The 15557-nt window shown below is 42.2% G+C and carries 17 protein-coding genes and 1 pseudogene; 3 read left to right on the plus strand and 15 right to left on the minus strand.

The window, feature by feature from the left end; all coding sequences use genetic code 11:
* Positions 1 to 60: 60 nt before the first annotated feature.
* The 5 genes from ICL16_RS16895 to ICL16_RS16915 form a co-directional block, all read right to left on the minus strand.
* Positions 61 to 339: a DedA family protein gene (locus tag ICL16_RS16895; RefSeq protein ID WP_238360810.1), complete on the minus strand. Its 279-nt coding sequence runs from the start codon at positions 337 to 339 to the stop codon at positions 61 to 63.
* Positions 340 to 511: 172 nt separating this feature from the next.
* Positions 512 to 1402: a hypothetical protein gene (locus ICL16_RS16900; protein ID WP_190829815.1), complete on the minus strand. Its 891-nt coding sequence runs from the start codon at positions 1400 to 1402 to the stop codon at positions 512 to 514.
* 60 nt (positions 1403 to 1462) lie between these two features.
* Positions 1463 to 1816 carry a phage holin family protein gene (locus tag ICL16_RS16905; protein WP_190829817.1) on the minus strand — a complete coding sequence of 118 codons (354 nt, stop codon included), beginning with the start codon at positions 1814 to 1816 and terminating at the stop codon, positions 1463 to 1465.
* A 34-nt stretch (positions 1817 to 1850) separates the two neighbouring features.
* Positions 1851 to 1988 carry a hypothetical protein gene (locus tag ICL16_RS16910; protein ID WP_190829819.1) on the minus strand — a complete coding sequence of 46 codons (138 nt, stop codon included), beginning with the start codon at positions 1986 to 1988 and terminating at the stop codon, positions 1851 to 1853.
* 17 nt (positions 1989 to 2005) lie between these two features.
* Positions 2006 to 2941, minus strand: coding sequence for a DUF2382 domain-containing protein (locus ICL16_RS16915; protein ID WP_190829821.1), 936 nt, complete (start codon positions 2939 to 2941; stop codon positions 2006 to 2008).
* A gap of 632 nt (positions 2942 to 3573) precedes the next feature.
* Between ICL16_RS16915 and ICL16_RS16920 the strand changes: the two genes are divergently transcribed.
* Positions 3574 to 3732, plus strand: coding sequence for a hypothetical protein (locus ICL16_RS16920; RefSeq protein ID WP_238360811.1), 159 nt, complete (start codon positions 3574 to 3576; stop codon positions 3730 to 3732).
* A gap of 8 nt (positions 3733 to 3740) precedes the next feature.
* Here ICL16_RS16920 and ICL16_RS16925 read toward each other — a convergent pair.
* From ICL16_RS16925 to ICL16_RS16950, 6 genes and pseudogenes are all read right to left on the minus strand, one after another.
* A pseudogene (locus ICL16_RS16925) lies at positions 3741 to 3884 on the minus strand (phage holin family protein); the annotation flags it as partial.
* A 426-nt stretch (positions 3885 to 4310) separates the two neighbouring features.
* Complete coding sequence (locus tag ICL16_RS16930) at positions 4311 to 4907, minus strand: SH3 domain-containing protein (protein WP_190829823.1); 597 nt, start codon at positions 4905 to 4907, stop codon at positions 4311 to 4313.
* Positions 4908 to 4940: 33 nt separating this feature from the next.
* Entirely contained in the window at positions 4941 to 5903 is a 963-nt protein-coding gene (locus ICL16_RS16935; protein ID WP_190829825.1) for a TIGR03885 family FMN-dependent LLM class oxidoreductase, read from the minus strand.
* Between the two features lie 71 nt (positions 5904 to 5974).
* Entirely contained in the window at positions 5975 to 7609 is a 1635-nt protein-coding gene (locus ICL16_RS16940) for an alpha-amylase family protein (RefSeq protein ID WP_190829827.1), read from the minus strand.
* Between the two features lie 49 nt (positions 7610 to 7658).
* Positions 7659 to 8519, minus strand: a complete 861-nt coding sequence (locus tag ICL16_RS16945) for an HAD family hydrolase (RefSeq protein WP_190829829.1) — start codon at positions 8517 to 8519, stop codon at positions 7659 to 7661.
* A 25-nt stretch (positions 8520 to 8544) separates the two neighbouring features.
* Positions 8545 to 9936 carry an Nramp family divalent metal transporter gene (locus tag ICL16_RS16950; protein WP_190829831.1) on the minus strand — a complete coding sequence of 464 codons (1392 nt, stop codon included), beginning with the start codon at positions 9934 to 9936 and terminating at the stop codon, positions 8545 to 8547.
* Positions 9937 to 10830: 894 nt separating this feature from the next.
* Here ICL16_RS16950 and ICL16_RS16955 point away from each other — a divergent pair.
* Positions 10831 to 11499 carry a BON domain-containing protein gene (locus tag ICL16_RS16955; protein WP_190829833.1) on the plus strand — a complete coding sequence of 223 codons (669 nt, stop codon included), beginning with the start codon at positions 10831 to 10833 and terminating at the stop codon, positions 11497 to 11499.
* A 356-nt stretch (positions 11500 to 11855) separates the two neighbouring features.
* Complete coding sequence (locus tag ICL16_RS16960; RefSeq protein ID WP_190829836.1) at positions 11856 to 12095, plus strand: dodecin family protein; 240 nt, start codon at positions 11856 to 11858, stop codon at positions 12093 to 12095.
* Between the two features lie 395 nt (positions 12096 to 12490).
* Here ICL16_RS16960 and ICL16_RS16965 read toward each other — a convergent pair whose 3' ends face one another.
* The 4 genes from ICL16_RS16965 to ICL16_RS16980 form a co-directional block, all read right to left on the minus strand.
* Complete coding sequence (locus ICL16_RS16965) at positions 12491 to 12631, minus strand: hypothetical protein (protein ID WP_190829838.1); 141 nt, start codon at positions 12629 to 12631, stop codon at positions 12491 to 12493.
* Positions 12621 to 12893, minus strand: a complete 273-nt coding sequence (locus ICL16_RS16970) for a hypothetical protein (RefSeq protein ID WP_190829840.1) — start codon at positions 12891 to 12893, stop codon at positions 12621 to 12623. Before ICL16_RS16970 ends, ICL16_RS16965 begins: the two co-directional genes overlap by 11 nt.
* Before the next feature lie 30 nt (positions 12894 to 12923).
* Positions 12924 to 14624 (minus strand): alpha/beta hydrolase, encoded by a 1701-nt coding sequence (locus ICL16_RS16975; RefSeq protein WP_190829842.1) that lies wholly within the window; start codon positions 14622 to 14624, stop codon positions 12924 to 12926.
* Between the two features lie 260 nt (positions 14625 to 14884).
* Positions 14885 to 15328, minus strand: coding sequence for a patatin-like phospholipase domain-containing protein (locus ICL16_RS16980; RefSeq protein WP_190829844.1), 444 nt, complete (start codon positions 15326 to 15328; stop codon positions 14885 to 14887).
* Between the last annotated feature and the right edge of the window lie 229 nt (positions 15329 to 15557).

The following is a 15557-nucleotide window of genomic DNA, read 5'->3' on the forward strand; positions in this document are numbered from 1 at the left end:
TTACTGTACCGTATATAGTGTCCCTTCTTCATAATCCTTTGTGAGTAAGCTTTTCGAGACTTAACGGGAAAAGTCAGGTCTGTCTATCCACTGCCTCAACCTTTTTTCACCCACACGCTTGCCAATGTAATACCAAGGTAAAATACCTAGCATAGAACCTATTGTCCCTGCCACAACCACCCAAAGCAAGCTGCCTAACTTGCCCTGAGTGACACTAAATCCTGCTAAAGACATGATCACCTCCGAAGGCAAGACAGGAAAGACGCTTTCTAACGCCATCAATAGAGCGACACCTAGATAACCAAGGGAAGAAATAACGTTAGTAATCCAGTCAACCATAAAGTTTGCTCTCGCTAAGAACTGAGAACCGAAAACTTTCCTTGCAGTCGAACTTGCCCAAACCTGTCAACTTCTTGCATCTTGGTCCGGTGAACACATTGAGACACTAAAGCCGCTGATAGAACGCTACTCTGAAACAAAATGCCAAGGTGCAATTTAGATGTGTTTTATCTTATTTAGCGCTTTGTGGTAATGCTGATGGATATATACCTTCGACAATCAGCACAGGCTTTTTATCATAATCTACTTCCAGCTGTTTTCGCAACTGTGGGTCAAAAGCAAAATTGTAGTCTCTTTCCAGCTCAGGGATAACAAATTGGCGAAGTGTACCAGTAGCAACAATCCTTTCACCTTGTTTAATAGGAGCTTTGTCTTTTAGTTGATTCGTAATTAAGACTAACAATGGGTTATTGCCAAGGAGTGTATTATCTTCAAGAACAAATGCACTAGGACTATAAATTCTTGCAATATCAGCAGGTACAGCAATAACCTTGTTGTAATATGTCTTTGGATTTTCGCCAATTTCACCTGGTACAGGCGCTAGCGCAATTGACCGTGCAATAATTGCCGGTCTACCTTCATAATCTCGATACAAATCTTGTTGACCTAAATCCAAGTTGTACTCTTGCTGAATACTATTGGTGTTAAACTTAGCAACCGTACCTGTAATTTGCAATCTTGCATCCTGAGGTTCAGGTAAGTTAACAGGCTTACCAGTATTATTCACAACTGCAATTATTTCACCACCAAAAACTTGCCTGTCAGTAATTGTAAATACGTTATCACTCACCCTATTGATAGGTTGGCTCCTAACAGTAACGAGTTTACCGATGAGGGCATTTGTCTTCTCGCTAACTTCCGATGCTGTAGTGTTTTGTTTGTCTGCTGAAGGTGTAGAAGCAGTAGGAGCGTTTGCTTGTGCTGCTGTAGTTTCAGGAGTAGTCGCTTGCTGCTCGTTGTCGGCACAAGCAGGAAGAAGTATAGCCGTTAATGCAATGGCTATGGCATCTATAAGAATATTCCAACTTCCTTTGTGATTATTATATTTATTCAACGTTATCATTTTTCCTCCTTCAATTTGCATAGGTATTTGATGTGTAGTCAAGATGGTTGAAAATTGGTATTATAAGCTCAGCGCTCCTAAAAAGCTGAAAAGTAGAGAATTAATAATACTTAAAGCAATTGAACCAAGCAAAGCACTCCAGAAACCCCAGCGCAGTCGAAATCCTGTTACTAAAAAAGCGGCTAACCCAAAAATGATGGCATTCAAGACAACGAGGAATAGACCTAAGGTTAAAATAATAATGGGAAAGGTGAAAAAACTCAGTATTGGTCTTAGGAGAGCATTTAAAATCCCGAAAACAATAGCAGAAATGGCAGCTTTACCAAAACTGTCAATTTCCACTCCAATAGGTAGTCGGGAAATAATCAAAAAACTAATAGTTGTTACTAACCAGGTAATGATGATTCCAAGCATAATATTTGTTCTCTATGTTTAAAAAGTATTGGAGTTACAAAATAGCAGTAGAGTCAGCAACAATTTGTAACTCGGCTACGTACAAAGGTTGGACTCTCGCCTCATAGGTAGCGTCGTTTAAACCGCTACCCACATTAGCTTCTGTATCTTTCTCAATTGATTCTTCAAGCAATTAGCACGTAGCTTGATTCAATTTCTACTTGATTTTTTATCTACAATTGAACGACCTTCGCTATCCACATCTAGCTCTTCTCGACGAATCTGTTCTTCTGAGCTAACTATTTTTTGCTCTACTTGTTTCTTGATTCTGACTTCTTCACGCAAGACGGCTTCTTTGTGAATATCAGGCTTCTCTTCGTAGATATCTATACGTGCGACTTCTTCTGAGCGGAAAGCAGTTTCCCCAGGAGAAACAAGTTGAAGAGCGTTTTCTGGAGTCACTCGCTCAATCACAACTCGCTCTTTTTCTACTGGGACTGAAACCTGTTGTGTTTCTGTTTCAACGTGTTTGCCAATTGTAACTTCCCCTGTCTTGTGACGTTGTTTGTCGGCAATCAATCGCTCTTCGTACAGTTTTAGGGTTTGATGATCCTGCTCATTCATCTCGTACAAATCCGGCTCTTGTTGGTAGGTGTATGTATTGCGATCATCATCAATGTTTCTATCCGCAGCCGGAGTAGCCTCTGTTTTGGGAACTTTATAGGGTATGGATGCCACGGGTGTATCTAAAGGAGCTGACGCCTCTAAAGGTACTAATGTCTCTAAAGGTTCAGTGCGATAAATTTCTCGCACTCGCTCTTCATAATCGTAATCAATTCTCAAGTCTTCGCTGAACTCAGGCAAATTTTCTGCTTGTTCTTTGGTAAACCCCACGGCATAAACGCGGCGATCGCCTTGGGCAATTCGAGTCCGACCTACTGGTATTAATACTTGCTTTCCAAAAATCCAAAAACCAGTGTCAACAACCAGATACCGGAAACGACCTAACTCATCAACTAATATATTTTTAACAGTACCGACTTTTTCATCATCTCTATCTGAATAGACATCATAACCCTTGATGTCATTACCACCAAAAGAGCTTTGGTAGTTTGCGTCAAAATCCTCAAGTTTGTAAAGAACCATTTTGCAATTATTCCTTTATTCTACTCAACTTCATATCTATCACACGTTTCAAGTGTCAAGCTTAAACTATACAATTAGCTTCTCATATTCAAGCTATGTCATTTGGTTTGCGTTCGCGTTGTGGTAGAGCATTGCCGGAGAGTTTGGAGACACTTCTACAATTAAAACTCCTCGTTTTTTATTACTTTGGTTGATTTCCTGTTGAATATCAGGGGTTAACTTAACCAAACAAATGCTTAAACATGGATACTTAGCCCGAAAGGTGGAAGATATGATTGTAAGTTAGCTATAAAAAGTGGAAAACTCGTGTAAATTAGAAAATTTTCCAAAAAGTACTATTTTAGAAATAGGCTCTAAAAGTTTCAAATCGATAAACCAATTGCCAGACTTCCCCAGATTCGCCAAAAGTAATGAGAGCATACTTAGCTATTAATACTTACTTCTAGGTAAAATTGTATATATTGCTAAAAAAGGTGCAGTAGAAATTAAACACATAAATTCTAGACTGACTTTGTTAAATCAGGCTTCAATCATAATATGGTTTGCTAGTTTGGAAAAATTTCTAAGTATTCCTATAATTCACTCAGTCTGATGAAGTATTAACATAGCATCATAAGATCGGCAGGGATGCCATGCTGCTTTTGATTCAGGTAGCCTTATGTGTTATCTTGGTAGTCATTGTCGGGTTGATTTACCGTGCTGCACGCCCGTCACGACTTTACATTACTTGGGATGGGCTGGCGCTGATAGTACTGTATATCGGCGGGATGTACATTGTCTACCGCAGTTGAGAGAGCATTTAAACAATCGATGCCACAAGTCTCAAAAGGATAGAGTTAATAATTGCCAAAGCAATTGAACCAATTAAAGCGCTCCAAATCCCCCACCTCAACCGAAAACCTGGTACTAAATCAGCGGCTAAACCAAAGATGATTGCATTCAAAGCACGATGATTGCTAAATAGAGCGCAAATTAATACGAAAGCACGTATCAATATATTACTGGGACGAGATCTTGATCAGTTTGAATATAGCTACTGGGTCTGGTGGAAAGATTTAAGGAGCGGTTAATAGCACTGATAACGCCGACTGTCACGGTTTGTTGCAAACCCAAGGGATTACCAATAGTGATCGCCCACGCGTTTTTGATAAGTATGTATAATATTTGCCCTGATAATACTTATTTCAGGTATTAACAAAAAAATTTTTTTCAAGACAATTACTGTTGACTATTGACTGTCAACAGTTAACAGTCTTAACAGGATGTTTACAAATTATTTAGGACTGCTATATTAAGCTGTTGCGCCCATAAATTGCATCTAAATAACTTTGAAAAAAACAAAGCTACTTCTCAATTTTGTTGTAGAGATCTACCCAGAACAATAGCCCAGGTACTTTGACTGCACATAGCCAATGAGCGGAACTGCAATTGACACCCAACCATTTTTTCCCCGCTTCGCAATCAAAACATTTCGAGCATTGGGGACTACTCCAACCCTCACTGCATTAATAGAAGGCGATCGCCGCACAACAAGCCCGGAGTCGGCTACAACCCGGCGGCATTGGTTTTGATTTGGGGGTGTCGCTGCTGCTTGGCATGAGGCAAGATAATTAGTATTAAATATGTAACCTCGTACAGGGGCTGAAATTGGCACCCAGCCATTTTTACCACGATTTCGGATCGTCACCTGTTGTCCATAGTCTAAACGAGTAACGAAAGAACCGTTATTTGGCTTTCGCCAGACGTAAAGACCGTTTCTTGCCATAACCCGACGGCAGCTACTCGAGTATTTCGCCAGTTGATATTCACCCTGGTTTTTTTGCCATGTCGTTTCTAAGGCAGAAGATTCAATCTCCTGAAGTTGATCTGTATTAACAGCCAAACAGGGAGTTACAAAAACCGTTGCAGTTAACACAAGCGTTGTCGTTAAGGAAGGATATTTTTGCCAACCACTCTTTTGTTTCATGAACGCAATTTTTAAATCTAACTAAAATCTGCTTTATGCCAGTACTGGCAGCACTTTTTCGCCAAATACCTCAATAAACTGCTGCTGCTCTCGATTGACGTTGTGCAGAATCAGTTCATCAAACCCCAGTTCAATATCTTTCTGGAGCCACTCAATATGCTGCTTATGATCTGCCGAAATGCGGACGTGTTCGTATAGCTCCTTGGGCTGTACAAACATTCCTGCAGCATCAAATTGTTGAGGAGTTTGCAATTGTGTCATCAAAATGTTTTGAAAAATGTTATTACGCCACTGTTGATGAGCTTTTTGTAATGCTGACTCAAGAGTGCGATCGTAAGAAAGCTGCACTTTCAAAATCATCGGCTTGCCTTCTCCACCTCCGCGACGAAAAGCATCAACGACTTTTTGTAGCTTTTCGGGTGGGCGAGAAATCGTAATCAATCCATCTGCCCAACTGCCCAACCATTCTGCGGTTTCGGCAGTGATGGCGGCTCCAATGATTAGGGGAGGTGTTTCTGGTCGAGAATAAAGCTTTGCTTGTTCAACACAGACTAAACCGTGATGAGTTACTGTTTCGCCAGCCCAAAGTGCGCGAATTACATCTACACATTCCTTGAGGCGGGTGTTGCGATCGCTCTTGATCGGCCACTTATCCCCAGTAATATTTTCGTTAAGTGCCTGACCGCTACCTACAGTAAGCCAGAAGCGGTTGGGAAACATCTGTGCCAAAGTTGCCGCTGCTTGGGCAATGATTGCGGGATGATATCGCTGTCCGGGGGCGCAGACTACGCGATAGGAAAGACTAGAAGTTGCTTGCATAGCTGCACCTAGCCATGACCAGGCAAAACCGCTTTGTCCCTGCTCTTGGCTCCAGGGGTGGAAGTGGTCGGAAGACAGAGCAAGAGTGAAGCCTGCTTGTTCTGCCATTTGCACGTACATCAGCAGTTCGCTAGGTTTGAACTGTTCGTGGGAGGCATGATAACCAATATGAGCCATAATCGTCTTGTGTAACTCGGTGAGAATAAACTGTTAATGGTTAATTGCTAATGGTTAAGTGCAATGAGCTATTAGCTATTAGCTATTGTCTTAACCCGAAACCAGCGGTAGCCGTATCCTTCTAATGGTATGGAGTGGGAATTGCCGTCAACAGATTCATACTGGCGATCGCCAAACAAATCAATCAGATGCTTATACTCACTACCTTCGATTGTAACGATACACTGTTTATCTGTAAAATTATGGAGGGCAATAACCGCATTACCTTTCCATTCACAACAATGGGCAAAAACGCTTACCTCATTCGTGTTAAGAATATGACATTTACCCTGACCGAACTCCGGACACTGCTTGCGGATGCGAATTAGGCGCTCCATCCAGTTGATTAAAGAAGCAGGATCGCGCTGTTGGGAAGCGACATTAACCCGTTTGTACCCATACTCTCCTTGTGCGATCATTGGTCGGACAAGAGCATCTGATGGAGCAGTGGAAAAGCCGCCATTCGGTTCATCTGACCATTGCATTACCGTGCGGACGCTGTTTCGACCCTCAAGTGATAGATCATCACCCATGCCAATTTCTTCACCATAACGTAGCAGTGGCGTACCGGGCAAGGTAAACATCAAGCTGTAAGTGAGTTCGATCCGACGGCGGTTTCCCCCTAACATCGGTGGTAAGCGACGACGAACGCCATGCCCAAAGATTTGCATATTCTTATCTGGAGCAAAGACTTGGAAGATTTCTTGTTGTTGAGACTGACTGAGGCGATCAAGCGTCAGTTCGTCATGGTGACGCACAAAATTGAGCCATTGACAGATGTGGGGAATATCGGGTAATATTTTTAACTCATCATGCAGCGCTGCTGATTCTTCACGCGCCAAAGCCAGAAACATATGTTGATTCAACAAGAAGCTGAACAGTAGATGCATTTTGTCGCCCTTGCCAAAGTAAACGGGAATTTCGTCCGGCTCTACATTTGCTTCTGCCAATAGCACCGCATCACCTCGTTGCGATGAAAGAAAATCTCGCATTTGTCCTAAAAAGCTTCGCAACTCAGGATGCTCCGCTTCCTTGATCCCAATTGGGTTGATCAAAAATGGGGCAGCATCGATGCGAAAACCAGACACGCCAAGTTGCAGCCAGAAATTCATGATTTTACGGATTTCTTCCTGCACTGCTGGGTTAGCAATATTTAAATCTGGCTGTTCTTTGTAGAAGTGATGCAGATAGTAAGACTTTGCCTGTTCATGGTACTCCCAAATACTTTCTTCCACATTGGGGAAGAGCAGTAGTTCTGGGTTATATTTGGGCGGATTATCCGACCATACGTAGTATTCGCGATACTTGGAATGTTTGTCTCTTGCAGCCGCTTGGAACCAGGGATGCTGATTTGATGTGTGATTTACTACCAGGTCAATTAGTACCCGAATACCTCGTTCTTGGCTCTGATGCACGAACTCCACGAAGTCTCCTAGCGTCCCCAGTCGTGGATCAACGTTGTAGTAGTCCATTACGTCGTAACCGTTGTCTCGGTTGGGAGAAGGATAAAATGGCAACAGCCACAGACAGGTAATCCCTAGCCCAGATAGATGATTTAGACACTTGGTAAGTCCTTGAAAGTCACCTATCCCATCTCCATCTGAGTCCATGAATGTTTCGACATCCAGGGAGTAGACAATTGCGTTTTTATACCACAAATTTTGCATAACTCTGTATTTCTAGTGAGTAAAGGCGAAAGTAATAGTTCAAATTTCTCTATTCTCCCACGCTCAATTGATGCAGAGAAATCTGTTTGCAGATACTCTCTACCGCCAGCTTCAGCGATTGCATCAGTTCAGAATTTTCACTATAATCAGCAGTTGCTAGATTTACTACTTGCTGACTTTGGGTAATGCTTAACTCCTGTCCCCATTCCTGAGGCGTGCTGTCTTTGTAAACGCCGATCGCTACTCCCCGCTCTTGATTCAAAAGGGAAAAGCAGGGAATGTCAGATGCGCCATCACCAACATAAATCACTTGCGTTAACGGAACGTGCAGTTCCTTTTGTGGCACATCCCGATAAACAAACATCTGACCATCATCTTTGTTATGATTTATACCTTTGGCGATTTGGAAGAGGTAGCGGGTTTTTTCGGTATGGGTAACAATCTTCTTGAGAAACTCAATCCCACCGTCTTTGCCATAGTGAAACTCGCAACCCCACATAGCTTTAAATTTGGGGGCGATGCAGTTATGACGAGCAATCTCTACCATACCGCAGGTAATCAGGTAAAACTCAACTTCCACTTTTGGATTGAGTTCATAAGCACTTTGGTGCAGGCGATCAAACATAGATGGCACACCATCAATGGGAGCTAACTCTTGACCAAACCTGGCAAGATATTCTTGTGTAATCTTATTGTTTTGTTGCTGCGATTCCTCAATCAAAGCGTAGAATCGGGCAAGAATTTTGTCCCAGCCTTTGTCAATCAGTGGTTGAATCCGCTCTCGCCGAAATTGAAGAGCGCTAATACCGAGGCTATTGAGTAGACTATCCACGGTATCCGGCACGAGGGTATCGTCGAAATCGAAAACTACGGCAATGCGGTTAGATAGTGGTTTAGTTGCTAAAGTCATAGCAGATGAATAGGGTAAGGGTTCATTAGCCAAGTAGCTGGTAGAGATAAATAACGGCAAATACGGCGAAGAAAATTCCGGCGATCGCCGTTGCGCCAAAGGTGAACTTCGACGGGCGCAGTTCCTTTGGCAGCATTTGGTAATTCAGGTAGAGGGTGAGTCCGGTGACAATGGGAATATGGGCAGCTTCAATTGCTCCAGCTGTTTGCAGCAAGCCCACAGGTTCACCGAAGAACAAGTAAATCGCAATAGGCAGTACTGCCAATAGCACCACAATGTAAAAGCGCTGCAAAAACTTTTCGTTATTCCAGCGACCTTGCACGCCAAATCCTTGCAAAATAATCTGCGTACCATCAGCAAACATCCGCCCAAAGCCATCTTCTACTGAAAGCGTGGTACTACAGAAGGTGATGAAAACGATCGCCACCATAAACCAGAAACCAAACGGTCCCCACAGATCGCCCAATAAACTACCCAACGTTTGGGCAACCTGATTTTCTTTTGGCACTAGTTCCGCTGGACGCAGTAACTCCCCACCCAGAATCAAAAAAGACAGCGCCGCCAACAGCGCACCAACCACTGCCAAAGTATTGGAAAAGGTCATTAGAGAAATCCAACCACGCAGCTTTTTTCTTTGCTCCGGACTTAGTTGCTTGGGGTCAATTGCCTCTTTTGCCTTAATCCCAGCAGCACCATAACCTTTGGCTTCCACCCAGTAGGAGTACCACATCAACCCTGCTGCCCCTGCTAGCATAAAACCCAGCCAAGGTAAAATTTCCTGATATTGGACGTTATTTGGAATTTGCGGTACTAAACCAGCTGTCAGTTGGCGCACGTTGGGGAAGACAAAAATAGCTGCGGCTACCACTGCTACTGTACGGGCAATCCCTATATAGGAGGAAATCTTTTCCACAACTGAGTATTGCCCTAAAAGGACGATCGCCGCCGTTACAATGATGATAATTACTGTCCACATTTGGACAGTTCCTCCAGTCATTAAAATCAGTGCTGTGGCGGCAGCACCTGAGAGTCCAGCTACGGTAGAGATTGCTACAAACACCTGCGGCAGTAAAATCAGCCAGACTGCCCAGTTTTTGGGACCAGGAATTTGCTTGAAGCCTTCGAGTATCGTTGCGCCTGTGCAAACTGAAAAGCGCCCCACCTCACGGTTAATAAACCATTTGAGGATAACAGCAGCAAGCAGCGCCCACAGCAGAGAATAGCCGTAAAGAGCCGCAATCCGAGGCGTGAATAGCAATTCACCTGAACCCGCTGCTGAGAGCATCCACAAAAAGCTTGGTCCCAACCACATAAAGCGCTGCCAACCCTTTGGTGGCTGCGGTATTTGTTGATTGCTGTCCTCACTCTGCTTGTTAGCTTTCTGTAATGAGGAAGTATGATTATTTTGCTCGTTCATTTTTGTTGTCTTACTTGAACACGAGGGCAACTCCCCTTGGGAGAACGGCTAATCAATTTCTAATAAAGTTTTAATAAACTTTAAATTCCGCTTAAAGCGGGCGGAATTTTCTAGTTAAAAGAATACCAAAAAAGCTTACTAGTAATATCGGTCAATGTGAAGATAATTTGTTGCTTTGTTATACACCACATTGAAATCCAGAGTGCTAGCAAGAAAGTATTGCTTGTGATTGGAATTAAATTTTGTATTGCGTGCATTATTATCCCTCCTTCGCAGTTAATTTTAAGCGTTCAGCAGTATGATTAATTACAATTCATACTCCACAAATCTTTTAACGTGAAGCAGTATGAATAATTTTAATTGACAAACTTCAATTAAATAAATAACTTGCAGCTGATAGTTACAATATAAATCCCAATAGTGGAAAACTTGTGGATAACTCACTAATATGCCCAATTACCAAGATGGAATGCAACGGGAGCATGACAGTTTTACAAATATACCCCTACAGAAGGGAAGAGTGCTTTACAGCGGACTCAAGCCTCTAACTTCGGTTTAGCTTCTTTGTGAGCTTGTCTGCTTCCGCTTGTCCACTATCTCCATGACAAAGTGATTTTGGCAATATTGCTTAAAGCTCCACAAGTTTTCCACCATTTAGACATATCTTCAAACTAAAAGCAGTTTTATTATATTTGAATAACAAATTATCAACAAATGCCGCATTCCATGCAGCATTTTTAGTGGTCGTCTTTTTGGTTGGGGTTTAAATCCCCGTTTGGAACCGTCTTTAACTACGAATTACAAATTATAAATTACGAATTAGTTTAATACTATAGAGGTGAAAAATATCAGAGCGACCGCACTTTTTGAAAAGTTTTGACAAAGGAGGGTGTCATGACAGATGAAGAACTTAAAACCATAGTTGTGGATAAACTTCGCTGGGACGACCGTGTGAATTCAGCTGAAGTTAGTGTAGTAGTTGATGATTGCAAAGTGACCCTCACAGGTGCAGTGTCAAGCTACAAAGCCAAACATAAGGTTGAGGAATATGTGAGAGAGGTGGCAGGAATAATTGAGATAGACAATCAACTCCGGGTACAGTATCCGCCGATAACCTCTATCCTTACAGATGAAGAAATCGTATCCAATGTGATGAACGCTCTAACTCAGAATCCAGATATTGATGCTAATAAGATCAATGTCAGCGTTATTGGGGGTTTACTGACTCTCCAAGGTACAGTAGATGCTTTTTGGAAGAAATTTCAGGCAGAAAATACTGCTTACGGTATTACTGGGGTGATTGATGTTGTCAATGAAATAGCGATTGTACCTACAAAGGAAGCTGAAGATGAGGAAATTGCCAGAAGCATTGAAAATGCTTTGGAACGGGATATGGATGTAGAAGCTGAAGATGTAAACGTGATAGTAGAGAATGGTAGAGTTTCCCTAATCGGTTTTGTTCCTAATTGGGCAGCTTGGCGAGCAGCGCATAACACAACTTCTTGTATCAAAGGAGTCACTATGGTAATGGATGGACTCGTCATTCGCAATCTAGATAATTAATTCAAGAGACACTTTATTAGTCTGCACTTGCAAGTGATATTCTTTCGCCCTTTTATGAAAACAAAAGACATAGCAGTGAAAATGAATGTAGAGACAGTACTTTACGGTATCTACAAAGGTTTCAGGTAACGCATCATTAAATTCGGTCGATGTCTAAAGATTACACAGCACAGACAGATGCATAAAGGTGTTCAGCAGTTTTTGTACAAACATTTTCACAAGTTTGTTAGCTGAGACAATCAAGAAAGTGTATAAATATACTTACTATGGTTACAGTATGGTTGACTATCTGATGCTATTTCTAATGCAGTAAGTACTCACGCAGAATTAATTACACAAACTTTTTTTCCTGACTGTTGCTAAGATTATTGAGATTGTGGCATATAGCAGAAAAAAGCTTTGATGACGCAGTAAAACAGGGTTTAGCGGAAGCGGCGCGAACGCTACATGGCATTAGCGGATTGGAAATAACTAATTGGACTGCTGATGTCGAGAACAATCAAATTGTGCGTTACAAGGTGACCGAAGAAAGTACTCAGAACTCAGAACTCAGAATGAGCGCAATTTTTAAAGGGTACATGCGAACATATCGATGAATCATATGAAAAAGAATTTTTTTCACGGGCGTGTAGGCGCAAGAAAAAAAGGCGTCCTTATCAAATCCCCCACTCTCTTTGGGGATACCCGTCTGAGTTCTGAATTCTGACCTATGTGTTCTTCTTAAGATGCACGTTGCATTTAAGATAGAGCATGATACGACTAACCCTTAGACCCAAATATTTCTGGCAACATTAATCCATTTTTGAGTGTTTAGCTGATCCGCGCTTTGTTCAAATTGTTCGGGGGCGTCCTTTATGAGATGCTCCCGCTGTTTTTCTTTCTACAGGTAGATTTATCTACCAACATAATAGGTAAGACAATTAACCAATTGAGATTCCAAAAAATCAGTCAAAAACATTTTCATCCCGCATTTATGTAAAGCCGACATTATTTAGGGAAAGCAACGAGTAGCCCTAGCAAGGGCTTTGGTAATTGAACCAGAAGCATTATTACTAGACGCCAGCAGCCACTCATTCTCAATCTCCTTCCGTATTTGAATAGCAGCAATAATCACTATTTTATTATCTAACATTACAGCTCAATTTAATTAAGATTCCTACTAAACCTACCATAATAGCGATCACTAATAAAGGCACTAGATTAAATCCGATACCAGAACCGCTTGCCTCATTCTTCCAATTCAGAATCCACAAGTCACCAACACTAAGTTCAAAGGATGGTACTTGTAGAAAAAGAAGAAGTGCAGGCAACCCAATGTGAATTGTGAGCAGCACCAAGAATGTTGCTACACTCAGGCTTAACCAATTTCTGAAATATGACCAGATGTTTTTCATCTCTTAATCCGTTTATCTTTAAAAAGCGCATCACTTTAAAGAAACAGCGTTAAAGGTTTGTTCAAGCTGAGTGGGAGTGAGAGATTTAACCAACGAGAGCGGCAGTGGCTCCTGACTGATAGAATTGACGTAATCTGCGCTCAGGTAGCGACGGTAACTTGGCTGCTCGACGACGTAGGTTTGAAAAAAAGGAACACTCAAAGCTTGAACGTAGCTACGCGCCAAGGCAGGAACCGGACCAATAACCTCTGTGGGAACGGGTACAGCTGCGTTCGGTGATTGTGCGAGCGTGGAAAAGTGTGTACCGCCGTTAATTAGCACCAAATACTTGTTTGGCGTTGTTAACCAACTAAAGGGTTGAATTTGTTCTAGTAAAGCTGGAGCAATTGTATCGGCACTACTAGTTACAATCATGACTGGAATTTTGATTTGCTTGAGACTGGCTTGCCCCATAATGCTGCTGTCAATAGGGTTAATGGCAATGACTGCCTTCACTCGTGGATCAAAGAGGTCATACTGAGATGGTGGCAAACGCAGAGCTAAGCATTGAAGTAACTGCGAAATATTGAGTGTTTCCTCCAGCGCTGGGCAGTTCTTTCTAAGCTGCTGAAAATTTATTGGCGCTCCTGCCAATGCCAAAACTGTGTATCCACCAAACGATTGCCCCACAACACCAATCTGTTGCAGATTCAAACGTCCCGCAAATGCTGGGTTATTCCTAGATAGGCGAGTGAGTTCATCCAACAAATACTTAACATCCAATGGTCGGTCAATAAATTCTCTGGAGCTAGTCACTCGATCTGCCGTACCTGCCAGTAAAGCTTGCAACTGTTGTGAATTACTGCCTGGATGCTCTGGAACAGCAACCACAAAACCATAAGAAGCAAGGTGACGAGCCAGGTAAGCAAAACTGGTTCTGTCAGAGCCGAGTCCGTGGGAGATAACAACGACTGGACGAGGGCTAGAAGTTCGTGGCAGGTAAATGTCAGCAGGAAAGGTACGATTGCGGGATAAGTCATTGAGCGTAATAGTTAGCTTTTGCCAAGTAAAGCGTCCCGGTTGTTGGAAGGAAGGTACTCCAAGGGCAGTGAGTGTAGGGGTAGTGGTTGCCTCAAGGTTTGATTGCTCGTTAATGAGTGCGATCGCCTTTTGAGTTTGATTAACTAAAGTCTCAAGAGCATTGACAATTCTCCGACTGCGGGTTAAATTAATCGAAATCGTGCTTGAGGGAAACTTGCGTAGTACATTTAACAGCGTTAAACCTTGTGGATCTGCCGCCGCCAAAATCAGCGCTGCTCGAATTGCGTAGAACCCTGATAAGCGAGATTCCGTCTGAATAAATTCTCCCAGACGTTTTAATAATCTCTCGCCAATGGGCGTGTAAAGAAACTGTGAAACTTCTACCGCATTTAAGGGAATACGAGTTAGCAATATCTGCCGTAGCTGAGTGAGTTCTTGAGAACTTCCATATTGTGGATATACAGCCAGGTTAGCATTTACTTTGCCAGTCTTAGCGTAGACTTCAAGAGAATTAATAGGGATAGACCGCTCTAATATGCCATAGGTTAACTCAACACGTTCTGCACCTGAAGCAGGATGGGTGGTTAAAATAGGTATGAGGGAAGTGTTTAAAATTCCTAACGCAACTTGCAGCCATATTGATTGCTTACCCAGAAGATGATTGTAAGAGCGCAATCTGGCTATGACAGTTCTTAAGGACGGGCAATTCATTGCATATTTAGAGAGGTTTTAGCTGACGGTTTAAAAAAAGTTGAGCTTTGTAGCTCAACTTTTAAGAGGAGCTATGAAAAACAACAATAATTTAAGATTAAGCCTCAATGGTGGAAAACTGGTGGAGAACCGCTCTTGAGAAAAACTTTGCGATTTAATGAATATACTCAAAATAGTTTTACAAAAGCCTAGTTCTGCTTTTGGTTGACCAAAAGCTTGAGGGTGATAATTTAACTCTGCCATACTTTCTTTTTGTAAATTTACTTATTATGGTGTAAAAAGTCTTGCAATCTTGCTTGCATTTGCCGTTGGTTAATATAAACTTCTGCCGCTTCGATCAAATTGTTGATATTTTCGTTAGTTGCATTATCAATCTCATCGCTTAAACGTTGTCCGGTGAACTGCCGATCAAGTTTGAATTGCAAGCGTAAGAGGCGATCGTGCATGATCTGCTTGGTAATATACTCGTAAACGTCTGATGAACCATCAGATAAAACCCCAATCAGTGGCTGCGCCCATTCTATTAGACCCCATTCTCGTGCTTTTTTGTAGGGAATTATTCTTGTGCGATCGCCTGTTCCTATAGAAAGGACAGTAATATCTTCAACTGCATAGCCTAACCTCAGTGCTTCAGCGACAGCGCTGGCAGAGGGGTTGTTGGCAGCAACACCACCATCAATGGCAGAGTATAAAAAATTAATCAAGTAGGCAGAAGTATCATCAGGGATAATGTTCCAAGCTTGGTCTACTTGTGCAATGCGATTTAATCCGTCATACTTTACAATCGTGCGAACTTGACCCCTACCCGTGCCATCGATAATAAAAATTTGTATATTATTATATACGTCGTCAACTACAATACCTTTGCCAAATTACGAGGATGAAACAGCTGTAGAAACAGGGTGAATACGACCTAGAGAGCTAAGTCGGGCA

Source organism: Iningainema tapete BLCC-T55, from assembly GCF_014698965.1.
GTDB lineage: Bacteria > Cyanobacteriota > Cyanobacteriia > Cyanobacteriales > Nostocaceae > Iningainema > Iningainema tapete.